We start from the raw sequence: 24,505 nt of genomic DNA on the forward strand, positions 1-24,505 counted from the left end.
GAGCATTACGCCAGCCCAATAAAGAACCCGGCAATGGTCGCACTCATCAGGTTGGAAAGTGTAGCCGCTGCCAGTGCACGTAATCCAAGCTGGGCGATTTCCGGCGCGCGTTTTGGCGAAATAGCCGAGAACGCCCCAACGACAACACCGATAGAACCAAAGTTAGCAAAACCACAAAGCGCAAAGGAGATAATCGCCACGGTTTTCACTTCCAGCGTGCCGCCCGTTTGCAGATATGGCGAGAAACTCAGGTAAGCGACAAATTCGTTAATCGCCAGTTTCTGACCAATCAGGCTACCCGCAAGATTGGCATCACTCCAGTCCACGCCCATGATCCACGCCAGCGGTGCCAGCACATAGCCAAAAATACTTTCCAGCGAGGCATTGGCAAAACCAAACCAGCCACCAATTCCGCCGATAATGCCGTTGATCAGCGCAATAATCGCCACAAACGCCATCACCACCGTCGCCACACCTGCGGCAATTTTCAGTCCGGTCATCGCACCGCTCGCCGCTGCTTCGATAAAGCTTTTTGGCGGCGTTTCGCTGAACGACAGGTTTTCAAATGTCACCTGCGAAGGCTCGGTCGCCGGGCTAAGAATACGCGCAAACAAAATACCGCCAGGGATCGCCATCAGCGATGCCGCTAACAGATAGTCAATCGGCACCCCCATTCCGGCATAACCAATCATCATCGAACCGGCAATAGATGCCATGCCGCTACAAATTGCGGTAAACAACTCGTTGCGATTCATGCGATCAATAAACGGTTTAACGATCGCCGGGATCTCGTTTTGCCCAAGGAAAATAGTGGTGACCGCGACAAAAGATTCTATTTTGCTGATGTTGAGGGCTTTCTGGAAAATACTGCCAAGAATGCGGATCAGCAGTCCCATCACGCCAATGTAGTACAGCAGACTGATGAGCGCAGTAACGAAAATAATCGCCGGAAGTACGCGAAAGGCGAAGATAAAGCCCGCGCCATCAAACAGGACATCCATTTTCGGCCCCACCAGCGAACCAAAAATAAAGGCGCTACCCGCATCGCTGTAGGACATGACTTTATGGACGCCCAATGCTGCCTGTTCTACCGCCCATTTTCCCGGTGGGAAGTAGAGCATAATGCCGCCAATGGCGATTTGCAGCAGCAGCGCGGCTCCAACCGTACGCAAACTGATGCTCTTTTTATTCACTGACAACACAAACGCTATTGCCAGTAACACCACCATCCCCACAACACTTCTCATTATATCCATAATGATTTCCCTTCATGCCCGTAAACCCGGCGCCAGCGCCAGGTTTCGGTATGTATGATGAGTACGGGCGACGGCTTTCTGCCCGTCAGAAATTAACCCGCGAGACGCTGATATTCTTTGGCAATTTCGCTCGCCAGAATGGCGTTGTTAAACACCAACTGGATGTTGGATTTCAGGCTATCGCCACCGGTCAGTTCCGCAACGCGTGCCAGCAGGAACGGCGTACTTTCTTTACCGATTACACCTTGCTCTTCAGCTTCGGCAACTGCCTGATCAATTGCAGCGTTAATACTTTCTTCCGGCATCGCAAACTGTTCCGGAATTGGGTTTGCCACTACCAGGCCACCGTTCAGACCGCTTTGCCATTTCACCGCCATCGCACGGGCAATTTCGCTGGCGCTGTCGAGGCGGATACTGACCTCAAACGGACTGGTGCGGCAGAAAAACGCTGGCAATGCTTTGGTCTGATAACCAATCAACGGCACACCGAAAGTTTCTAAATATTCGGTGGTTAAGCCTAAATCGAGAATAGATTTTGCTCCGGCACAAACTACGGTGACATTAGTGTGCGCCAGTTCCTGTAAATCGGCGGAAATATCGAAAGTATTTTCCGCCCCGCGATGAACACCACCAATACCGCCGGTGGCAAATACTTTAATTCCGGCAAGCGCCGCAATAATCATGGTGGAAGCAACGGTGGTTGCACCATTTTTTCCGGCAGCAACAACAAAAGGTAAATCGCGACGGCTAACTTTCGTTACGTTATGTCCTTCACGACCCAGCAATTCAATTTCTTCTTTGCTTAAGCCCACTTTCATCACACCGCCAATAATAGCGATAGTGGCTGGTACAGCGCCCTGTTGACGAATAGTTTCTTCTACTTCAATTGCGGTCTGGGCGTTTTGCGGGAACGGCATCCCGTGAGAGATAATGGTCGATTCCAGCGCCACAACCGGTTTTTTGTTTTTTAAAGCGTCCTGCACTTCCGGGGAAATTTGTAATAATTCAGGGGAAATTTTTAATTCAGACATTCTGCGTTCTCCACTAACGATATAACGTTGGCAATCGATAAATCGGGGTTATTGGTGTATTCACAGGAGAGCGCCATTGACGAACATCCCTGTGCAAAACGAACAGATTCGGCAAACGGCATCCCGTCTACCCAACACGAAGCAAGTCCCGCCATCATGGCATCGCCCGCTCCGGTAACATTAATGACATTGGTTTTAATCGGTGCAGACCAGCCGTTTTCGCCGCTGATATCACTGTAATAAACACCATCGCCACCCATGCTCAGAACCAGTCGGTTCAGGCCATGTTGATGGAACCAGGCGGCAACCTTTGCCACATCTTCACTTCCGGAAAGCGCAATCCCGCTCAAGGTTTCCGCTTCCAGACGGTTTGGCTTCAGGGTGTGAATTTGACTTAATCGCTCACGTACTTTGACGCATTTCCAGGCCGAAACCGGATCGACAAATACCGGTACGTCGGCGGCATTATCCAGAATCCAGACCAATGCCTCTTCACTGATATTACAGTCTGCGACAATGACCTTAGCCCCCTGAATAAATTCACGGTGCTGTGCGAGATATTCCGCTGAAATACAGTTGCTAATATTCATGTCATTTATAGCAACCAGCATTTCACCGGTATTATCGAGTAATGATAAATAGCTCGACGTATTTTCCCCTGGCACAATCAGACATTTATCGACATAAACGCCGGATTGATTGGTTTGCGTTAGCAGCGATTGACCATAAAAATCACTGCCTACGGCGCTCAGTAGCCAGGCTTTATTCCCCAGCAACGCCAGGTTTTGTGCGATATTGCGCCCTACTCCACCGGGAGTAAATTTTATTTTCCCTGGATTTGAATCCGCATAGTTTAATGATTCATGTGAATATCCGGCGACATCAATATTCGCCGAACCTATAATTACGACATAATCCTTTTCGCGCATAGCACGTCCCCTGGTAAAAAATTACCAACTCTGTCAATCCACAAGAATATAGGTACTGCAAAGACGGTTTAAACATGTGTTCATATTTAAACATGTGCTCATAGTATGCATGTTTTACTTAAAGTAAATTACCGCCGGAGGGGCAAAATGAGCAGATTTGAACAGGCTCACAAAACGCTATTATTGGCGGTTTTAGAAAAAGCGAAGAAATTGTGAAGTGATGCACAGAACGGAAACAATAAAAAAGGGCAGAAATTAATCTGCCCTTGAGGAAATGACGTTACTGTTTGATGAGAGTGTCAGCTTTCTATTGGAAAACAAAACCATTCAAAATCATAGAATTGCCGTCAACAATTTATCACTCACCTTGCACTCATCAAATGATACAGGGCAGAAAATTTCTGCCCTGTAGTTCACGTTTTATTATGCTGCTTTCGCCACAACGTCCGCTTCCGGACGTTTCAGGAAGGCATAGGCCAGACCCGCCACCAGCGTACCAGCAATAATTGCCACCAGGTAACCCAGTACCGGCGTAATGGCGCCAGGGATCAGCAGAACAAACAGACCACCGTGCGGTGCCATTAGTTTCGCACCAATCGCCATTGAGATTGCGCCAGTCAGCGCCCCACCAACGATACAGCACGGCAGCACTCGCATCGGATCACGGGCAGCAAACGGAATTGCACCTTCCGAAATAAAGCACAGGCCAAGTACCAGAGCCGCTTTACCGCCTTCCTGCTGCGCTTTATCGAATTTGCGACGCGCCACCATTGTTGCCAGACCCATTGCCAGCGGTGGCACCATACCTGCCGCCATAATCGCCGCCATCGGGCCATAGGTTTGGGTACTCAGCAGACCAACACCAAACGCGTAAGCCGCTTTGTTTACCGGACCACCCATGTCAGTACACATCATGCCACCGAGGATCGCGCCCAGCAGAACCGCATTCGCAGTACCCATGGTTTGCAGCCAGTGAGTCAGACTTTCGAGGATGCCAGCAACCGGTTTACCGATCAGGTAGATCATTGCCAGACCGACCACCAGACTGGAAATCAGCGGAATGATCAGAATCGGTTTCAGCGCCTCCATACTCTGTGGCAGTTTCAGTTGCGTACTGATTAACTTCGCGATGTAACCCGCCAGGAAGCCCGCAATAATCCCGCCAATGAAGCCAGAACCTGTGCTGACCGCCAGCATACCGCCAATCAGACCCGGCGTGAGACCCGGACGATCGGCAATGGAGAAGGCAATGTACCCCGCCAGTACCGGCACCATCAGCGCAAAGGCTGAACCACCGCCAATCTGCATCAGCGCCGCCGCCAGCGTCCCTTGCTCTTTAAACGCTTCGATACCAAAAGCAAAGGAAAGCGCGATACACAGACCACCCGCAACCACCATTGGCAGCATGTAGGAAACGCCTGTCAGCAAGTGACGGTACGCGCCTGCACTCTCTTTCTTACCTTCAGTAGTTGCCGTTTGAGCTTTGCCCGCCGGTTCGTAAGGCGTCGCTTCAGCAACCGCTTTATCCAGCTCCTGCGCCGTTTTCTTCAGCGCCAGACCGGTAGAAGTGCGATACATCGGTTTACCGGCAAATTTTGCCAGATCCACTTCGATATCTGCTGCCACAATCACCAGATCCGCTGCTGCCACTTCTTCAGGCGTGATCGCGTTACCCGCACCAACGGAGCCACGGGTTTCAACTTTCACCCACCAGCCACGTTTTTTCGCTTCGGTTTCAATGGCTTCAGCAGCCATAAAGGTATGTGCTACGCCAGTTGGGCAAGCAGTCACCGCAACCACGCGTTTCGGACCGCTGGCGGCAACCGGTGCTGTCGCAGCGGCCGGCGCAGTGTAAGGCTTCGCATGGCCTTTGGCTTCACTCAGGAACAGCTCAGGGTGCGCGACTGCGCGGGAAATATCGCCCAGCCAGACATTTTTACCGTTCAGCGCGCTGTCGTTCGGGATGGAATCACCCAGAACAATCGCCATTTCAGCGTCGTTCGGATTGTCGATGATTTCCAGTTTTGCTTTTCGCGCCGCCGCGCCCAGCAGGGTCTTCGCCATATAGGCGCGTGCCTGACCGAGATTAGCGTCAATAATCAGCAGCGTTTTCATTATGCCTCTCCTGCTGTCAGTTAAAAGGTTGTAAGTCGACGCGCGCCATCATTGCGGCCAACTGCGGACGATCGGTAATACCCACATTGCTTTGACTTACCGCCAGGGCTGCAACAGCCGTTGCCAGACGCAGTGTGTGTTCACTGGATTCACGCATCAGCAAGCCATAAATGAGGCCGCCAACCATGGAATCCCCTGCGCCAACAGTGCTTACGACATCGACTGACGGTGGTTTGGCGATCCATTCGCCGGAGGCATTAACCCAAAGCGCGCCTTCGGCACCCAGTGAAATTACGACATGCGCGATACCTTGTTCACGTAACGCATGTGCAGCTTCAATGACATCTTTCATTTCAGGCAGTTTACGGCCTGCCCAGATTTCCAGCTCGCGACGGTTAGGTTTCACCAGCCACGGTGCCGCTTTCAAACCTGCCACTAATGCTTCGCGGCTACTATCAAAGATAATGCAAGGACACTGACTACGCAGGCGAGTCATCCAGTCGGTGAATGCTTCCGGGCTGACGCCTGATGGTAAACTGCCGCTGACACAGACCATATCGAACTGACCAAGCCAGCTCAGAGAATCAGTCACGAAGCGTTCCCAGTCGGCAGGAGTGACTTCGAAACCAGAGAAATTGAGGTCAGTAACTTCGCCGTCTTTTTCCGTCAACTTAACGTTAATGCGGGTACGCCCCTGTACAACCTGGAAACGGTTGGCAATGCCCAGCTCGCTGAACAGTTGCTGAAATCCGTCCTGATTGTCTTTACCCAGGAAGCCGCCAACGGTGACATCAATACCCAGATCTTTCAGAACTTTGGCAACGTTGATACCTTTACCCGCCGCATGAAGACCGGTGGTTTTCACCAGGTTCACTTCGCCGCGTTCAATTTCCGGGCAGAAACCAACAAGGTCATACGCCGGATTGAGAGTGATCGTAGCAACACGTCTGCTCATTACGCGCCCTCCCCAAGACCTGCGGCGATGGCGTCGCCAATTGCCTTCAGTGCCTGTTCAGCATCCGCCCCCTGGGCGGTAAAGCGCAGGCGATGACCTTTCTTAACGCCAAGTGCCACAACTTTCATCAGACTACGTCCGTTTGCCGGTTTGCCGGTGCCATCAAGGTTTGTCACGGTAATATCACTGTTAAATTGTTTAATGGTATTGACCAGCATGGTGCCTGGACGAGCATGCAGGCCGTGTTCGTTGCGCACCACAAACTCCGCGCTTAACACGTCGTCAGTCGGCGCATCATCGCTGGTCAGCAGTGCCAGCAATGTTGCCGCATCTGCTTTCAGCAAACGGTCAGCTTTATTGTCGAGTAACAGATCGGCGAGACGCTTAAGAACCGCGACGGGCTGATCGTCATTCATTGCCACACTCACCAGCATGGCTGCCGTTTCGCCGTCCACATCAAAAGCATTTGCCGCACGGCTTACCGCAATCGCGCTACGCAGGTTGCCTTCGGCGCTATCGCTCAGCCAGATGCCCTGTCCGAGATTCAGCGGCTGTTCATTGATGGCTTTGGTGACGAAGGTGGCGTCAACGGCCCCCGCTTCTTTCAGACGCGCAGCGTTCAGCGCCTGAAGAGTCAGCAGATCGCTGGCAACGATATCCAGCGTCAGCATTTCGTTGTCGAGTTTCAGCTGCTCACTCTGCTTTTCGCCCATCAGCAATGCGCGAAGTTCTTCTGCTGTCGTTGCTGACTTCAATTGTTCAGCAACGGAATCATCGCTCAGTACGTGGGTCAACTGGCGCAGCAGACCCAGATGTTCGTCCGAGCTGGCGGCAATACCGATCGCCACGTACGCCACCTGACCGTCACCCCAGGTGACGCCTTCCGGGAACTGAAACACCTGAACGCCGGTTTTCAGCACCTGATCGCGGGTATCGGTGGTGCCGTGAGGAATGGCAATACCATTGCCGAGGAACGTTGAGGTTTGCTGCTCGCGCGCCAGCATGCCATTGACGTAGCCTTCAGCTACATTACCGGCCTGCACCAGCGCCGCAGCGACCTGGCGAATCGCCTCTTCTTTGTCTCCGGCCTTTTCGCCCGGATGGATGTCCTGTACGGATAACTGGAACATAGTTCTCCTCTCTTGCTGAATTGAAACGATTCAGCTTCTATGAGAAAAAAAGCGCCAACCTGACTTAGGGTTAAAGACAAGATCGCGCTGAAACGTTTCAAGAAAGCATAATACTTCTGTTTCAGCACGCAAGGGAAGCTGTAAACTTATGACCAAAAGTTTGATGTGCTGCACAATTTTTTGTCATTTTTCCTAATTGCTGACGGGAAAATCCGTTGTCAGCAATTTCATTTCAGCAGCGTCAGCAGACAATCAACAAGAGTGAAATGGCATTTTGATTATTCGTGGCGAGTTTGATTTCACTGACTGTTTATTTTCTGACAAGCAGCGTAAACTCCGCGTCTCCATCTTTCAGTGATCGACCAGCATGCATAACTCCCCCGCAGTCTCCAGCGCGAAATCGTTTGACCTGACATCGACGGCGTTTTTAATCGTTGCCTTTCTCACCGGTATTGCGGGCGCTCTGCAAACCCCGACGCTCAGTATATTCCTTACCGATGAAGTGCACGCCCGTCCGGCGATGGTGGGATTCTTCTTTACCGGCAGTGCTGTCATCGGGATTCTGGTGAGTCAGTTTCTCGCCGGACGCTCTGATAAGCGCGGCGATCGTAAATCACTGATTGTCTTTTGCTGCCTGTTAGGCGTGCTGGCCTGCACCCTTTTTGCCTGGAACCGCAACTACTTTGTTTTGCTGTTCGTTGGTGTCTTTCTTAGTAGCTTTGGCTCTACCGCCAACCCGCAAATGTTTGCTCTTGCCCGTGAGCACGCTGACAAAACCGGGCGTGAAGCGGTGATGTTCAGCTCTTTTTTACGTGCTCAGGTTTCGTTGGCATGGGTCATTGGTCCGCCGTTGGCTTATGCCCTGGCGATGGGGTTCAGCTTTACGGTGATGTATCTCAGCGCAGCAGTGGCATTTATTGTCTGCGGCGTGATGGTGTGGCTATTTTTGCCATCGATGCAAAAAGAGGTTCCGCTGGCAACCGGCACGGTTGAAGCGCCGCGCCGTAATCGTCGCGATACGCTACTGCTGTTTGTCATTTGTACGTTGATGTGGGGGTCAAATAGCCTGTACATCATCAACATGCCACTGTTTATTATCAACGAATTGCATCTTCCCGAGAAACTGGCGGGCGTGATGATGGGAACCGCCGCAGGCCTGGAAATCCCGACCATGTTGATTGCGGGTTATTTTGCCAAACATCTGGGTAAGCGTTTCTTAATGCGCGTTGCTGCCGTGGGTGGCGTCTGTTTTTACGCAGGTATGTTGATGGCGCATTCACCTGTCATTCTGTTGGGTTTGCAGCTACTGAATGCTATTTTTATTGGCATTCTGGGTGGCATCGGGATGCTCTATTTTCAGGATCTGATGCCTGGTCAGGCGGGTTCAGCAACCACGCTCTATACCAATACGTCTCGTGTGGGCTGGATCATCGCGGGGTCAGTGGCGGGCATAGTCGCCGAAATCTGGAATTATCACGCCGTGTTCTGGTTTGCGATGGTGATGATTATCGCCACTCTGTTCTGCTTACTGCGGATTAAAGATGTTTAAGGCGCGGTCAGTATTTCCAGATCGATAAGCCAGGTCATCGCCTGCTGACGCGTATTGCCGCACATTTCAGCACTGGCTTGTAAACCTGCGCAAACTTTCGGACGTAGCGGCGATGTAAAAATTTTACAACGTTGCTGTTCATCAAGCTGAATGCAGGGCGTATTGGCGGGCTTGCCATCTGGCATACCGGGTATAGGGCTGGAAATTGAAGGGGCAGTGCAACACGCCCCGCAATCCGGACGGCATTCCATACGTTGTTCTCTTAAGGTTAACCACCGGATTGATGAGCGCGCACAGTACCACCTTTTTTGCACCAGCAAAAGTGCGAATACCACTTGCCTGAAAGGCTCGTCGCGAGTAGTTTGACGCGATATTTTTGACATTTTCGATAACAGGAATTTTTCGATGCCAAGAGCGAACGAAATTAAAAAAGGTATGGTACTGAATTACAACGGCAAATTGCTGCTGGTTAAGGATATTGATATTCAGTCGCCAACCGCCCGTGGTGCCGCTACGCTGTATAAAATGCGTTTTTCTGATGTCCGTACCGGGCTGAAAGTGGAAGAACGCTTCAAAGGCGATGATATCGTTGACACCGTAACGCTGACCCGTCGTTACGTTGACTTCTCCTACGTCGATGGCAACGAATATGTCTTTATGGATAAAGAAGACTATACCCCGTATACCTTCACTAAAGATCAGATCGAAGAAGAACTACTGTTTATGCCAGAAGGCGGTATGCCGGATATGCAGGTTCTGACCTGGGACGGTCAACTGCTGGCGCTTGAACTGCCGCAAACCGTTGATCTGGAAATCGTTGAAACCGCACCGGGCATCAAAGGCGCGTCTGCCAGCGCCCGTAACAAACCGGCGACATTGAGCACCGGTCTGGTCATTCAAGTACCAGAATATTTAAGCCCGGGCGAAAAAATTCGTATCCATATCGAAGAACGCCGTTATATGGGACGTGCTGACTAATTTCAGCCACATTCAGAAAAGGGATAGCTCAGGCTGTCCCTTTTTTAATTTATTATACCAATCTTCTATTTTGCGCTTCCTGAACATCGTTCTCCCGCAATATTCACCAGTTCATTGATCGCCCTCACACTTCATTGCATTAACAATCCAGACCAATTTCAATTGCTGTCATATAACTTTACACTGTTGTTGTTAATTAATCGTTACTAAGACGTGACCCCTATGAATACAATCGCCTCCGTTACGCTCCCGCAGCATGTACTCTCGCCCCGCTACGATCGACAACAATTGAAATCCCGTATCGTTCATTTCGGCTTTGGAGCCTTCCACCGTGCGCATCAGGCGCTATTAACCGATCGTGTGCTGGGTGCGTTGGGTGGTGACTGGGGAATTTGTGAAATCAGCTTATTCAGCGGTGATCAGCTGATGAGCCAGCTTCGCGCGCAGGATCATTTATACACCGTGTTAGAGAAAGGCGCAGACGGTAACCAGGCGATTATTATTGGAGCCGTTCGCGAGTGCCTGAATGCAAAACTGGATTCATTAGCGGCAATTATTGAGAAGTTTTGCGAGCCGCAGGTGGCAATTGTTTCCCTGACGATTACCGAAAAAGGCTATTGCATTGACCCGGCGACTGGTGCACTCGACACCAGCAATTCGCGGATTATTCACGATCTACAAAACCCTGAAGAACCTCACTCCGCGCCAGGCATTCTCGTCGAAGCACTGAAACGTCGCCGTGAACGCGGCCTTGCACCGTTTACCGTGCTCTCCTGCGACAACATTCCCGATAATGGCCATGTGGTGAAAAACGCGGTGCTGGGGATGGCGGAAAAACGTTCGCCAGAACTTGCGGAATGGATAAAAGATCACGTCAGCTTTCCGGGAACCATGGTAGACCGCATTGTCCCGGCAGCAACCGACGAATCACTGGAGGAAATTAGCCAACATCTGGGCGTGAATGATCCCTGTGCGATTAGCTGTGAGCCGTTTATCCAATGGGTGGTGGAAGATAACTTCGTCACGGGTCGCCCTGCCTGGGAAGTCGCAGGTGTACAAATGGTGACTGATGTCCTGCCGTGGGAGGAGATGAAACTGCGTATGCTTAATGGTAGTCACTCTTTTCTCGCTTATCTGGGTTATCTCGCAGGATTCGCCCACATCAGTGATTGTATGCAGGATCGCGCATTTCGCCGTGCCGCCAGAACGTTAATGCTGGGTGAGCAGGCGCCAACGCTGCGGATCAAAGATGTCGATTTAACACAATATGCGGATAAGTTAATTGCACGTTTTGCTAACCCGTCGCTGAAACATAAGACCTGGCAAATCGCGATGGATGGTAGCCAGAAATTACCGCAGCGTATGCTGGCAGGCATTCGCATACATCTGGCGCGCGGAACAGACTGGTCATTGTTGGCATTAGGCGTTGCAGGCTGGATGCGGTATGTGAGCGGTGTTGATGATGCCGGAAATGCTATTGATGTTCGCGATCCACTTAGCGATAAAATTCGCGACCTGGTTGCGAACAGCAGCAGTGAACAACGCGTAATCGCCCTGCTTTCTCTGCGTGAAGTTTTCGGTGATGACCTGCCAAATAACCCGCATTTTGTGCAGGCTATCGAACAAGCCTGGCAACAAATCGCGCAGTTTGGAGCGCATCAGGCACTATTAAATACCCTCAAAATTTAACGATTTCTGCGGTTAAAGCGGATGAAGCCCGCCTTCGTCCGCTCTCCCCTTCTCTTTTCTGCCTTTTTTAGCCAGGATTAACGCACAGTTAACTTATCAGAGTATTGCGGAGCCGCTGTGACCAGGACCAACCTCATCACCGGTTTTCTCGGCAGCGGGAAAACCACGTCGATTCTTCATCTGCTAGCCCATAAAGATCCAAACGAAAAATGGGCGGTACTGGTTAATGAATTTGGGGAAGTCGGAATTGATGGCGCTTTGCTCGCCGATAGCGGCGCATTGCTGAAAGAGATCCCCGGCGGCTGCATGTGCTGCGTTAATGGTTTACCCATGCAGGTAGGGTTGAATACTTTGCTGCGCCAGGGAAAACCAGACCGCTTGTTGATAGAGCCAACCGGGCTGGGCCATCCGAAACAGATCCTCGATCTATTAACCGCACCAGTCTATGAACCCTGGATCGACTTGCGCGCCACGTTGTGTATTCTCGACCCACGCCTGCTGCTGGACGAAAAAAGCGTCAAAAATGAAAACTTCCGTGACCAGTTGGCTGCCGCAGACATCATTGTCGCCAATAAATCCGACCGCGCGACGCCCGAAAGCGAGCAAGCGTTGCAACGCTGGTGGCAACAAAATGGTGGCGATCGGCAATTAATTCACTGCGAACATGGGCAAATTGAAGGTCATCTTCTGGATTTACCCCGTCGCAATTTAACCGAGTTGCCTGCCAGCGCCGCCCATTCACATCAGCATACTGTGAAAAAAGGGTTAGCGGCTTTAAGTCTGCCAGAACATCAACGCTGGCGTCGCAGTCTGAACAGCGGACAAGGACATCAGGCCTGCGGCTGGATTTTTGACGCCGACACGGTGTTCGACACCATTGGCATTCTGGAATGGGCACGACTTGCACCGGTGGAACGCGTAAAAGGCGTAATGCGCATTCCAGAAGGGCTGGTGCGAATCAACCGTCAGGGCGATGACCTGCACATTGAAACGCAAAACGTTGCACCGCCGGATAGCCGTATTGAGCTGATCTCCAGCGGCGAAACTGACTGGAACGCCTTACAAAGCGCGCTGTTGAAGCTTCGTTTAGCGACCAGCGCGTAAGGTTGCCTGCGTTTTTCAGTAAGATAATTAGAGAAAATATGATTAAAAATTTGCCGCAAATAGTGTTGTTGAACGTTGTCGGCCTCGTGCTGTTTCTTTCCTGGTACATACCCGTTAATCATGGATTCTGGTTACCGATTGATGCGGATATTTTTTATTTTTTTAATCATAAACTGGTCGAAAGTAAGGCCTTTTTATGGCTGGTTGCATTGACCAATAATCGTGCATTCGACGGTTGTTCACTGCTGGCAATGGGAATGCTGATGCTGAGTTTCTGGCTGAAAGAAAACGCCTCCGGAAGACGGCGTATCGTAATTATTGGTCTGGTCATGCTGTTAACCGCAGTGGTATTAAACCAGTTGGGCCAGGCATTAATTCCTGTCAAACGGGCCAGTCCGACATTAACCTTTACAGATATTAACCGCGTCAGCGAACTGCTACCTGTACCCACGAAAGATGCATCACGAGATAGCTTTCCCGGCGATCACGGCATGATGCTACTTATTTTTTCCGCCTTTATGTGGCGTTATTTCGGAAAAGTCGCAGGTCTTATCGGCATTATTATTTTTGTGGTTTTTGCATTTCCCAGAGTAATGATTGGCGCACACTGGTTTACCGATATCATTGTCGGCTCCATGACCGTGATATTGATCGGTTTACCCTGGGTGCTGTTGACGCCATTAAGTGATCGATTAATCACCTTTTTTGACAAATCACTACCGGGAAAAAGTAAACATTTCCAAAACAAATAACTCACAGTAATTAACATCATCAGGTTTATTTTTATAGTGAGGATAATCCTGATGATACGCACCATTGCTTTCATTCATCGAACACAATGCTCATTCTTTAATTAAATGAATGAATTGCATGTTTTTCGCACAATCGTTCTTTAATTGACCAATCCCACTTATTAACTTTCTGTATCACTTTTTCTTATAAAAAATCATGTAAAACCGCTCGCCAAGACCGCGCCAATCGGGTAATCTCGAACTCGTTTTGCCTCGGCGTTAAATTATCCTCACAGCATATAATTTTGTGCGTTAGTCCACAGATTTGGCCTTAAGGAATTGTTTCAACATGCCCAGGTAATTAGTCTCGTGTCGCTTGGCATTTTTTTATAACGATATTTATCGTTAAGGACTTCAAGGGAAAACAAACAACATGGTCAAATCTCAACCGATTTTGAGATATATCTTGCGCGGCATTCCCGCGATTGCAGTAGCGGTTCTGCTTTCTGCATGTAGTGCAAACAACACCGCAAAGAATATGCATCCTGAGACACGTGCAGTGGGTAGTGAAACATCATCACTGCAAGCTTCTCAGGATGAATTTGAAAACCTGGTTCGTAATGTCGACGTGAAATCGCGAATTATGGATCAGTATGCTGACTGGAAAGGCGTTCGTTATCGTCTGGGCGGCAGCACCAAAAAAGGTATCGATTGTTCTGGTTTTGTACAACGTACATTCCGTGAACAATTTGGCTTAGAACTTCCGCGTTCAACGTATGAACAGCAGGAAATGGGGAAATCAGTTTCCCGCAGTAATTTGCGTACAGGCGACTTAGTCCTGTTCCGCGCGGGTTCAACCGGACGCCATGTCGGTATTTATATCGGTAATAATCAGTTTGTTCACGCATCCACCAGCAGTGGTGTAATTATTTCCAGCATGAATGAGCCATACTGGAAGAAGCGTTACAACGAAGCACGTCGGGTTCTCAGCCGTAGCTAATAAATCGTTTGGATGCAATCCCTTGGCTATCCTGACGAGTTAACGGAAAGCACTGCTTAGGCAGTGCTTTTTGGTTTTTCTCATCCGAGAAAATGATGTTTCCACATCTTGAACCAGGCTATAGTCCCGTCATTCTTTCCTTTTAGTGTTGTCGTATTTTCAGGATATTATCGGAACCATGTTCATACGAGCTCCCTCTTCTGGACGTAAGATCCTGCTCACCTGCATTATTGCGGGCGTGATGATTGCGATACTGGTCAGCTGTCTTCAGTTTTTAGTGGCCTGGCATAAACACGAAGTCAAATACGACACCTTGATTAGCGACGTACAAAAATATCTCAATACCTATTTTGCCGACCTGAAATCCACCACTGACAGGCTCCAGCCGCTTACCTTAGATACCTGCCAGCAAGCAAATCCGGAGCTGACTGCACGCGCAGCATTTAGCATGAATGTGCGAACGTTTGTGCTGGTAAAGGATAAAAAAAGCTTCTGCTCATCTGCGACTGGTGAGATGGACATCCCACTCAGTGAACTGATTCCGGCACTAAATATCGGCAAAGATATTGATATGGCAATATTGCCAGGCACACCGATGGTGCCCAATAAACCAACGATCGTCATCTGGTATCGTAACCCTTTATTAAAAAATAGCGGCGTTTTTGCGGCATTGAATCTGAACCTGACGCCTTATATTTTCTATAGCTATCACCAGCAAGATTTCAACGGTATCGCACTCATTATTGGTGATACTGCGCTATCGACCTTTACGTCGCATTTGATGAACGTCCGTGAGTTAACCGGCACGCCTGTACGCGAAACCAAAATTGCAGGCCTTCCGCTGACCGTTCGGCTTTATGCTGATGACTGGACATGGAACGATGTGTGGTACGCGTTTTTACTCGGAGGCATGAGTGGAACTGTCGTTGGCCTGCTCTGCTATTACCTGATGAGCGTGCGTATGCGCCCAGGCAGAGAAATTATGATGGCCATCAAACGTGAGCAATTTTACGTGGTGTATCAACCGGTGGTTGATGCACAAACGCTGCGGGTAACCGGCCTGGAAGTACTGCTACGCTGGCGTCACCCGGTAGTGGGTGAAATTCCCCCGGATGCCTTCATTCACTATGCCGAATCGCAAAAGATGATTGTGCCTCTCACCCAGCATCTGTTTGAGCTGATTGCGCGTGATGCCGCAAAATTAGAAAACGTACTCCCGGTGGGCGTGAAATTTGGCATTAACATCGCGCCGGATCATCTGCACAGCGAGAGCTTTAAAGCCGATATACACCGGCTGATTGCCTCCCTGCCTGCGCACCATTTCCAGATTGTACTGGAAATTACCGAACGCGATATGCTGAAAGAGCATGAAGCATCACAGCTTTTCGCATGGCTGCATTCTGTCGGCGTAGAAATTGCCATTGATGACTTCGGCACCGGACACAGTGCGCTTATCTATCTTGAGCGTTTTACGCTCGATTATCTGAAAATTGACCGTGGCTTTATCAACGCCATAGGTACGGAAACGGTCACCTCACCGGTACTTGACGCGGTGCTGACACTGGCGAAACGCCTCAATATGCTGACAGTTGCTGAAGGGGTCGAAACACCGGAACAGGCGCGCTGGCTGCGCGAACGTGGCGTTAATTTCCTGCAAGGTTACTGGATTAGCCGCCCCCTGCCGCTGGATGATTTTATCCGCTGGCTGGAGAAACCTCATACGCCACAGTGGTAAGGTGTGCGTGCGTCCCTTATTATTCATAGTGAAAGTATGCCGGATTGCGGCTAATGATGAGTAAAAGGAAATCCGTTGCAGATGATTGTGCGCATACTGCTGCTGTTTATCGCTCTGTTCACCTTTGGTGTGCAGGCGCAGGCTATCAAGGAAAGCTATGCCTTTGCGGTGCTGGGAGAACCCCGGTACGCGTTTAATTTCAACCATTTTGATTATGTGAACCCCGCCGCGCCAAAAGGTGGGCAAATAACGTTATCCTCCATTGGAACCTTCGATAATTTCAACCGCTATGCACTGCGCGGTAACCCTGGCGCACGTACCGAGCAGTTGTACGACACGCTATTTACCACCTCCGATGACGAGCCAGGCAGTTATTACCCGCTGATTGCCGAAAGCGCGCGCTATGCTGACGATTATTCCTGGGTGGAGGTCGCAATTAATCCGCGCGCCCGTTTTCATGATGGTTCGCCTATTACTGCCCGCGATGTTGAGTTCACTTTTCAAAAATTCATGACCGAAGGCGTACCGCAATTTCGTCTGGTTTATAAAGGCACTACCGTTAAAGCCATTGCGCCTTTAACCGTGCGCATTGAATTAGCCAAACCCGGTAAAGAAGATATGCTGAGTCTATTTTCGCTGCCGGTGTTTCCAGAAAAGTACTGGAAAGATCACAAACTTAGCGACCCGCTCGCCACGCCTCCGCTTGCCAGTGGTCCGTACCGAATTACGTCCTGGAAAATGGGGCAGAATATTGTCTATTCCCGCGTGAAAGATTACTGGGCGGCAAACTTACCGGTAAACCGTGGGCGCTGGAATTTCGACACCATTCGCTACGATTATTACCTCGATGATAATGTCGCCTTTGAAGCATTTAAAGCCGGTGCTTTTGATTTGCGTATGGAGAACGACGCCAAAAACTGGGCCACGCGCTATACCGGTAAAAATTTCGACAAAAAATACATTATTAAAGACGAGCAAAAGAACGAATCAGCACAGGATACGCGCTGGCTGGCGTTTAACATTCAGCGTCCGGTATTCAGCGATCGCCGGGTCCGAGAAGCCATCACTCTCGCCTTTGACTTTGAATGGATGAACAAGGCGTTGTTTTACAATGCCTGGAGTCGCACTAACAGTTATTTTCAGAATACCGAATACGCGGCCAGAAATTACCCCGATGCAGCGGAACTGGTGCTTCTGGCGCCAATGAAAAAAGAATTACCGCCAGAAGTCTTCACGCAAATCTACCAGCCGCCTGTATCCAAAGGCGATGGCTACGATCGTGACAACCTGTTAAAAGCCGACAAACTTCTCAACGAAGCAGGCTGGGTGCTGAAGGGTCAGCAACGCGTAAATACCACAACGGGTCAGCCGCTCAGCTTTGAGTTATTGTTACCTTCGAGCAGCAATAGTCAGTGGGTATTACCGTTCCAGCACAGCCTGCAACGGCTGGGCATCAATATGGACATTCGCAAGGTGGATAACTCGCAAATCACCAACCGAATGCGCAGTCGCGACTATGACATGATGCCGCGCGTGTGGCGAGCAATGCCGTGGCCCAGTTCCGATTTACAGATTTCCTGGTCATCGGAATATATCAACTCCACTTATAATGCCCCCGGTGTGCAAAGTCCGGTTATCGACTCGCTGATCAACCAGATTATTGCCGCACAGGGAAATAAAGAAAAATTACTGCCGTTGGGGCGCGCACTGGATCGCGTATTAACGTGGAATTATTACATGCTGCCAATGTGGTACATGGCGGAAGACCGTCTTGCCTGGTGGGATAAATTCTCTCACCCAGTAGTGCGCCCCATTTACAGCCTCGGTATCGATACCTGGTGGTATGACGTCAATAAAGCGGGCAAACTGCCGTCAGCCAGACAACAGGGAGAGTAGATGGGCGCTTATCTGATTCGCCGTCTGTTGCTGGTGATCCCAACGTTATGGGCGATTATCACCATCAACTTTTTCATCGTGCAAATTGCGCCTGGCGGTCCGGTCGATCAGGCTATCGCCGCCATTGAGTTTGGTAATGCCGGAGTATTACCCGGCGCAGGCGGCGAAGGTGTTCGTGCCAGCCATGCGCAAACGGGCGTCGGCAATATCAGCGACAGTAATTACCGTGGCGGACGCGGATTAGATCCCGAAGTGATCGCCGAGATCACTCATCGCTACGGTTTCGATAAGCCGATCCATGAACGTTACTTCAAAATGCTCTGGGATTACATCCGCTTTGATTTTGGCGACAGCCTGTTTCGCAGCGCCTCGGTGCTGACGCTGATTAAAGACAGTCTGCCGGTTTCCATCACCCTCGGATTATGGAGCACGCTGATTATCTATCTGGTGTCGATTCCGTTAGGCATTCGCAAAGCCGTTTATAACGGTAGCCGCTTTGACGTCTGGAGTAGCGCATTTATCATCATCGGTTACGCCATTCCGGCCTTTTTATTTGCCATCTTGCTGATTGTCTTCTTCGCAGGGGGCAGCTATTTCGACCTGTTCCCTCTGCGCGGCCTGGTTTCCGCTAATTTTGATTCGCTGCCGTGGTATCAGAAAATCACCGATTATCTGTGGCATATCACGTTACCCGTGCTGGCGACGGTGATTGGCGGCTTTGCGGCACTCACGATGCTGACCAAAAACTCATTCCTTGATGAAGTGCGCAAGCAATACGTGGTGACCGCGCGTGCGAAAGGGGTCAGTGAGAAAAATATTCTCTGGAAACATGTATTCCGTAACGCCATGCTGCTGGTGATTGCCGGTTTTCCGGCGACGTTTATCAGCATGTTTTTCACCGGTTCGCTGTTGATTGAAGTGATGTTTTCGCTCAATGGTCTCGGCTTACTGGGCTACGAAGCGACCGTCTCGCGCGATTATCCGGTGATGTTTGGCACGCTGTATATTTTCACCCTGATTGGCCTGCTGCTGAATATCGTCAGTGATATCAGCTATACGCTGGTCGATCCGCGTATTGATTTTGAGGGACGCTAATGTCGCGACTCAGCCCCGTCAATCAGGCCCGTTGGGCGCGTTTTCGTCATAACCGTCGCGGCTACTGGTCGTTATGGATTTTCCTCGTCTTATTTGGTTTGAGTTTGTGTTCTGAACTGATCGCCAACGATAAACCGTTGCTGGTGCGTTATGACGGCAGCTGGTATTTCCCGTTGCTGAAAAACTACAGTGAAAGCGATTTTGGCGGCCCGCTGGCAAGCCAGGCAGATTATCAGGACCCGTGGCTGAAGCAACGGCTGGAAAATAACGGCTGGGTACTGTGGGCACCGATTCGCTTTGGTGCTACCAGTATCAACTTTTCCACCGATAAGCCCTTCCCTTCCCCACCCTCCCGCCAGAACTGGCTGGGAACCGATGCCAACGGCGGCGATGTGCTGGCGCGCATTCTGTATGGTACGCGGATCTCGGTTCTGTTTGGTTTGATGCTGACACTCTGTTCCAGCGTGATGGGGGTGCTGGCGGGGGCGCTGCAAGGCTATTACGGCGGTAAAGTCGATCTCTGGGGGCAACGCTTCATTGAAGTATGGTCAGGAATGCCAACGCTGTTTTTGATTATTTTACTTTCCAGCGTCGTACAGCCTAACTTCTGGTGGCTGCTGGCAATTACCGTTTTGTTTGGCTGGATGAGTCTGGTCGGCGTGGTGCGCGCAGAGTTTTTACGTACCCGCAATTTCGACTACATCCGTGCAGCTCAGGCGCTTGGCGTCAGCGATCGCAGTATCATTCTGCGTCATATGTTGCCAAATGCCATGGTCGCTACCCTTACCTTTTTACCGTTTATTTTATGCAGTTCAATAACTACCCTGACCTCGCTCGATTTCCTCGGCTTCGGTCTGCCGCTCGGTTCACCGTCGCTCGGCGAACTGCTGTTACAAGGGAAAAACAACCTCCAGGCACCGTGGCTTGGGATCACCGCCTTCTTGTCGGTGGCGATATTGTTGTCTTTGCTGATCTTTATTGGTGAAGCAGTCCGCGACGCATTTGATCCTAATAAGGCGGTGTAGCATGACGCAAACTCTGTTAGCGATTGAAAACTTGTCGGTGGGTTTTCGCCATCAGCAAACTGTTCGTACCGTAGTGAATGATGTTTCACTGCAGATTGAGGCTGGCGAAACGCTGGCGCTGGTAGGCGAGTCAGGTTCTGGCAAGAGCGTTACTGCACTGTCGATTTTACGTCTGCTCCCTTCCCCGCCGGTAGAATATCTTGCTGGAGATATTCGTTTTCATGGCGAATCGCTGCTTCATGCCAGCGAGCAAACGTTGCGCGGCGTACGGGGTAATAAGATAGCCATGATCTTCCAGGAGCCAATGGTGTCATTAAATCCATTGCATACCCTGGAAAAACAGCTTTATGAAGTGCTTTCACTCCATCGCGGGATGCGACGAGAAGCGGCACGTGGCGAGATATTAAATTGCCTTGATCGCGTAGGTATCCGTCACGCAGCAAAACGACTGACAGATTACCCGCATCAGCTCTCTGGCGGCGAACGCCAGCGGGTGATGATTGCGATGGCGCTATTAACGCGCCCGGAATTATTAATTGCCGATGAACCGACTACCGCACTGGACGTCTCTGTCCAAGCGCAGATTTTGCAACTGTTGCGCGAACTGCAACATGAACTGAATATGGGTATGCTGTTTATTACTCATAACCTCAGCATTGTCAGAAAACTGGCTCATCGCGTGGCAGTGATGCAAAACGGTCGCTGCGTGGAGCAAAATAACGCCACTGCGCTATTTGCCTCCCCTGCTCATCCTTACACGCAAAAGCTACTCAACAGCGAGCCGTCAGGCGACCCCGTGCCGTTGCCAGAGCCTGCCTCAACGTTGCTTGATGTTGAACAGCTTCAGGTTGCCTTCCCCATTCGCAAGGGGATTTTAAAACGCGTTGTCGATCATAACGTGGTGGTGAAAAGTGTCAGTTTTACGCTACGGGCAGGTGAAACGCTGGGTTTAGTGGGCGAATCCGGTTCCGGGAAAAGCACGACAGGACTGGCGCTACTGCGACTGATTAACTCTCAGGGCAGCATCGTCTTTGACGGTCAGCCATTGCAAAATTTAAATCGCCGCCAGCTATTGCCGATTCGCCATCGCATTCAGGTGGTATTTCAGGATCCAAACTCCTCGCTCAATCCACGACTCAACGTATTGCAGATTATTGAGGAGGGATTACGGGTTCACCAGCCGACGCTTTCTGCCGCACAACGCGAAGAACAAGTGAAAGCGGTGATGCATGAAGTGGGATTAGATCCTGAAACGCGCCACCGTTATCCGGCAGAGTTTTCCGGGGGGCAACGACAACGCATAGCGATTGCCAGGGCGTTGATTCTTAAGCCTTCACTGATCATTCTTGATGAACCAACATCGTCGCTCGACAAAACGGTACAGGCGCAAATATTGACGCTATTGAAATCATTGCAACAAAAGCATCAACTGGCCTATTTGTTTATCAGCCACGATTTGCACGTCGTCCGCGCGCTATGTCATCAGGTTATCGTACTGCGACAGGGGGAAGTGGTGGAACAAGGGCCGTGCGCACGCGTATTTGCCGCACCACAGCAGGAGTATACGCGTCAGCTACTGGCGTTAAGCTGACGCTTAAAAAGGATTGTAATTTGAGAAGGGCTCGGCAATTGCCACACCAAAATTTTTCAATCGGCATGTCGCAGCAAACTCATCATGGCGATTTACAAACAGGCACGGCTCACCTTCACACTCCAGTACCGAGCATGGAACTTCGATGTCACTTAACGCCTGACTTAGTTTGTACATCACCGACCATGCATTATCACCATCCGGGCTAAGCAATTTAAGCGCCACCAGGCTGTTGTCACCGCACGGCCCATTTTGCGGAATCGGTTCAACCTTCGAACCTGCGAAACCAGCAGACCAGCGATAGTTCTGCGGCAGTCGATGGACGATTGAGAGTTGTAATGAAGTCACTTATTTTCCCCGGAAGCACATTTACTTCACAATTTGTTTACATCAATTTTAACACATCATCAACAACCCGTCTTTAAACAGATCGTAAAGATTGATGCCTCGCCTGCGTGGCCTCTATGGCTCTGATTTAAATAATATCTGCGGGCGCGGTCACGTTTGCGGGGCTATATGTACCCGTTTCTGCGATCTAACTCAACCTTTTTAACTACAATGATGTGACTTTTTACACAAATTGATTTTACATAAAATAAACAAATGACGGGAGACTGATAGATTTGCGGTTGATATGCATCAACAAAGGAAGCCTTTTAGCTTCCCCGTTGTGCAATAGATCACCGTTTTTTCGGCCGACTGGCGTACAGACAGAAGAGAATGGAGCAGGTCGCACAGAACGCAATCGACCAGATCATCGGCCATGCGGAGTTAAAGGTCGCAAGGGAGAGCAATGCACCGACAATGGCGCCAATACCAAAGCGGAAGGTTCCTGCCAGCGATGATGCCGTTCCCGCCATATGCGGAAACTCATCCAGAATCACTGCCATCGCATTGGATGACACCATCGACACACAACCCACAAACGCCGCCACCCCAACCACCAGCGACCAGAACCCTAGTCCCAGCAGCGCACTGATGACCATCCACGCCGCCATAATAAATTGTATCCACAGCCCCGATCGGAACATATTCAGCGCGCCAATGCGGCGAACAAAGCGACTGTTAAAGATGGTCATCACGAACAAGAAAACAATATTCAGCGCAAAGTAATAACCAAAGTTTTCCGGCGCGACGTGGTTAATTTCAATGTAGACAAACGGTCCGGCGCTTAAGAATGAGAACATCCCGGCAAAGCTGAAACCGCTGGCCAGCATATAACTCAGGACGCGCTTATGACGGAACAGCGCAGCGAAGTTACCAATAGTGGTACGGATGTGAAAAGGCTGGCGACGCTCCGGTGGTAAGGTTTCTTTGATCAGAAAGAAGATCATTGCCGAAGCCAGAATCGCCGCCACGGCGAGGATCCAGAAGATGTAATGCCAGCTCAGCCACACCAGCACCCAACCGCCAACTATCGGTGCCATCAGCGGTGCGATGGTCGTTACCAGCATGACAAACGACATCATCCGCGAGAACTCTTCTTTCGGGTAGATGTCGCGCATCAGGGCGTTGATGACCACGCTGGCCGCAGCCGCCGCCAGCCCGTGGAAGAAACGCATCACAATCAGCTGATCGATAGTTTGCGCCAGTGCACACGCCACCGCCGCCGCAGCAAATACCAGCGTACCGCCGAGAACCACCGGCTTACGCCCGAAGCTATCCGCCATCGGCCCGTAGATTAACTGCCCCAACGCAAAGCCCAGAATATAAGTACTCAGGGTCATCTGCGTACTGCCCGCCGGCACACCAAACTGCGCAGAAATCACTGGCAGCGCGGGCAGATACATATCAATCGACAGCGGCATCAACATGGCCAGCAGGCCAAGGATAAAAACAATAGCAAACGACGAATGCTGTCGGGTGGTCACAACGGGCTCCTGAATATAATGAAAGTGTTAACTAACGCTGGCGATTTCTTCTGCAGTTAATGGACGATATTCACCGGGTGCTAAATCAGCATCCAGCGTAATGCCGCCAATACGTTCACGATGCAGCTCAACCACGTGGTTACCCACGGCGGCGAACATGCGTTTCACCTGATGATAACGCCCTTCGCTGATGGTCAGACGTACCTGCGTCGGGGTAATCACTTCCAGCACCGCCGGCTTAGTGAGATCTTTTTCGTTATGTAACTGCACGCCTTTAGCAAACTGCTCTGCTGTGTCGTCTGCCACCGGGGACTCCAGCGTCACCAGGTAGGTTTTCTCACAATGATGACGTGGAGAAGTAATGCGGTGCGACCACTGACCGTCATCGGTCATCAGCACCAGACCGGTGGTGTCGATATCCAGCCGCCCTGCTGCATGTAGTTTCCACGCCACAGGTTCATCCAGAAAATAGAGCACCGTTGGGTGATCCGGATCGTCAGTAGAACAAACATAGCCCTGAGGCTTATTGAGCATGAAGTAACGTGGTCCGTGTTGCTGTGCCAGCGGGTTTCCATCGTAAGCCACACTGTGTTCAGGGAGCAGTTTAAACGCTGCATTGCGGACGATTTCGCCATCGACGGTGACACGAGTGGCACGGATTTCACGCCCGGCAATAGCACGGCTAACGCCGAGTTGCTGTGCGATAAATTTATCAAGTCGCATGTGTGTGATTTTGCCTGTAAAAAACGGAGGTCGGGTAATGACCCGAAAATCTGAACTGTTGTTCGCTCAGTATAGCGGTCTAATAACTTCCCTCAAGAGAAA

General features: G+C 50.5%; 21 protein-coding genes. 11 read left to right on the forward strand and 10 right to left on the reverse strand.

Going from position 1 to position 24,505, the window contains the following annotated elements:
* Positions 1-5: 5 nt before the first annotated feature.
* The 6 genes from HEM79_RS06600 to fruB form a co-directional block, all read right to left on the reverse strand.
* On the reverse strand, positions 6-1,256 hold the full coding sequence (locus tag HEM79_RS06600; RefSeq protein WP_000353893.1) for a NupC/NupG family nucleoside CNT transporter: 1,251 nt from the start codon (positions 1,254-1,256) through the stop codon (positions 6-8).
* Positions 1,257-1,348: 92 nt separating this feature from the next.
* Complete coding sequence (gene psuG / locus HEM79_RS06605; protein WP_001292481.1) at positions 1,349-2,287, reverse strand: pseudouridine-5'-phosphate glycosidase; 939 nt, start codon at positions 2,285-2,287, stop codon at positions 1,349-1,351.
* Positions 2,275-3,216, reverse strand: a complete 942-nt coding sequence (locus tag HEM79_RS06610; protein WP_001208149.1) for a pseudouridine kinase — start codon at positions 3,214-3,216, stop codon at positions 2,275-2,277. Before HEM79_RS06610 ends, psuG begins: the two co-directional genes overlap by 13 nt.
* A gap of 423 nt (positions 3,217-3,639) precedes the next feature.
* A complete protein-coding gene (gene fruA, locus HEM79_RS06615) occupies positions 3,640-5,331 on the reverse strand; it encodes a PTS fructose transporter subunit IIBC (protein WP_016158628.1) in 1,692 nt (563 codons plus the stop codon).
* Positions 5,332-5,347: 16 nt separating this feature from the next.
* Positions 5,348-6,286: a 1-phosphofructokinase gene (fruK, locus tag HEM79_RS06620; protein ID WP_000091270.1), complete on the reverse strand. Its 939-nt coding sequence runs from the start codon at positions 6,284-6,286 to the stop codon at positions 5,348-5,350.
* Positions 6,286-7,416: a fused PTS fructose transporter subunit IIA/HPr protein gene (gene fruB, locus HEM79_RS06625; RefSeq protein ID WP_000487253.1), complete on the reverse strand. Its 1,131-nt coding sequence runs from the start codon at positions 7,414-7,416 to the stop codon at positions 6,286-6,288. The genes fruK and fruB overlap by 1 nt, the downstream gene beginning before the upstream one ends.
* A 367-nt stretch (positions 7,417-7,783) precedes the next feature.
* Between fruB and setB the strand changes: the two genes are divergently transcribed.
* A complete protein-coding gene (gene setB / locus HEM79_RS06630; protein ID WP_176242233.1) occupies positions 7,784-8,965 on the forward strand; it encodes a sugar efflux transporter SetB in 1,182 nt (393 codons plus the stop codon).
* On the opposite strand, the gene HEM79_RS06635 is transcribed toward setB, so the two are convergent.
* The gene (locus HEM79_RS06635) at positions 8,962-9,216 is read right to left on the reverse strand and encodes a YkgJ family cysteine cluster protein (RefSeq protein WP_176242235.1); all 255 of its coding nucleotides are present in this window, start codon (positions 9,214-9,216) and stop codon (positions 8,962-8,964) included. The genes setB and HEM79_RS06635 overlap by 4 nt on opposite strands.
* A 154-nt stretch (positions 9,217-9,370) precedes the next feature.
* Between HEM79_RS06635 and yeiP the strand changes: the two genes are divergently transcribed.
* The 10 genes from yeiP to yejF all read left to right on the forward strand — a co-directional run bounded on the left by yeiP (position 9,371) and on the right by yejF (position 21,809).
* Complete coding sequence (gene yeiP, locus HEM79_RS06640; RefSeq protein WP_001136827.1) at positions 9,371-9,943, forward strand: elongation factor P-like protein YeiP; 573 nt, start codon at positions 9,371-9,373, stop codon at positions 9,941-9,943.
* Positions 9,944-10,165: 222 nt separating this feature from the next.
* Complete coding sequence (locus HEM79_RS06645) at positions 10,166-11,632, forward strand: mannitol dehydrogenase family protein (RefSeq protein WP_176242236.1); 1,467 nt, start codon at positions 10,166-10,168, stop codon at positions 11,630-11,632.
* A 117-nt stretch (positions 11,633-11,749) separates the two neighbouring features.
* Positions 11,750-12,736 carry a zinc-binding GTPase YeiR gene (gene yeiR / locus HEM79_RS06650; protein WP_021551069.1) on the forward strand — a complete coding sequence of 329 codons (987 nt, stop codon included), beginning with the start codon at positions 11,750-11,752 and terminating at the stop codon, positions 12,734-12,736.
* Between the two features lie 38 nt (positions 12,737-12,774).
* Positions 12,775-13,488 carry a Kdo(2)-lipid A phosphotransferase gene (lpxT, locus tag HEM79_RS06655; protein WP_105286763.1) on the forward strand — a complete coding sequence of 238 codons (714 nt, stop codon included), beginning with the start codon at positions 12,775-12,777 and terminating at the stop codon, positions 13,486-13,488.
* A 412-nt stretch (positions 13,489-13,900) separates the two neighbouring features.
* A complete protein-coding gene (mepS, locus tag HEM79_RS06660; RefSeq protein WP_000241011.1) occupies positions 13,901-14,467 on the forward strand; it encodes a bifunctional murein DD-endopeptidase/murein LD-carboxypeptidase in 567 nt (188 codons plus the stop codon).
* Between the two features lie 178 nt (positions 14,468-14,645).
* Positions 14,646-16,202: a cyclic di-GMP phosphodiesterase gene (locus HEM79_RS06665; RefSeq protein ID WP_000470614.1), complete on the forward strand. Its 1,557-nt coding sequence runs from the start codon at positions 14,646-14,648 to the stop codon at positions 16,200-16,202.
* An 81-nt stretch (positions 16,203-16,283) separates the two neighbouring features.
* A complete protein-coding gene (locus HEM79_RS06670; protein ID WP_176242237.1) occupies positions 16,284-18,098 on the forward strand; it encodes an extracellular solute-binding protein in 1,815 nt (604 codons plus the stop codon).
* On the forward strand, positions 18,099-19,193 hold the full coding sequence (locus tag HEM79_RS06675; RefSeq protein ID WP_000501604.1) for a microcin C ABC transporter permease YejB: 1,095 nt from the start codon (positions 18,099-18,101) through the stop codon (positions 19,191-19,193).
* Positions 19,193-20,218, forward strand: a complete 1,026-nt coding sequence (locus HEM79_RS06680) for an ABC transporter permease (RefSeq protein ID WP_000088924.1) — start codon at positions 19,193-19,195, stop codon at positions 20,216-20,218. The genes HEM79_RS06675 and HEM79_RS06680 overlap by 1 nt, the downstream gene beginning before the upstream one ends.
* A gap of 1 nt (position 20,219) precedes the next feature.
* Positions 20,220-21,809 (forward strand): microcin C ABC transporter ATP-binding protein YejF, encoded by a 1,590-nt coding sequence (gene yejF / locus HEM79_RS06685; protein WP_176242238.1) that lies wholly within the window; start codon positions 20,220-20,222, stop codon positions 21,807-21,809.
* Positions 21,810-21,812: 3 nt separating this feature from the next.
* Here the strand turns inward: yejF and HEM79_RS06690 are convergent, their stop codons facing one another.
* The 3 genes from HEM79_RS06690 to rsuA form a co-directional block, all read right to left on the reverse strand.
* Entirely contained in the window at positions 21,813-22,157 is a 345-nt protein-coding gene (locus HEM79_RS06690; RefSeq protein WP_000202796.1) for a YejG family protein, read from the reverse strand.
* A 332-nt stretch (positions 22,158-22,489) separates the two neighbouring features.
* Entirely contained in the window at positions 22,490-23,680 is a 1,191-nt protein-coding gene (gene bcr, locus HEM79_RS06695; protein ID WP_000213383.1) for a multidrug efflux MFS transporter Bcr, read from the reverse strand.
* Positions 23,681-23,707: 27 nt separating this feature from the next.
* The gene (gene rsuA, locus HEM79_RS06700; RefSeq protein WP_001234832.1) at positions 23,708-24,403 is read right to left on the reverse strand and encodes a 16S rRNA pseudouridine(516) synthase RsuA; all 696 of its coding nucleotides are present in this window, start codon (positions 24,401-24,403) and stop codon (positions 23,708-23,710) included.
* Between the last annotated feature and the right edge of the window lie 102 nt (positions 24,404-24,505).

The sequence above is a fragment of the Escherichia sp. 93.0816 genome, from assembly GCF_013368855.2.
Classification (GTDB): Bacteria; Pseudomonadota; Gammaproteobacteria; order Enterobacterales; family Enterobacteriaceae; genus Escherichia; species Escherichia ruysiae.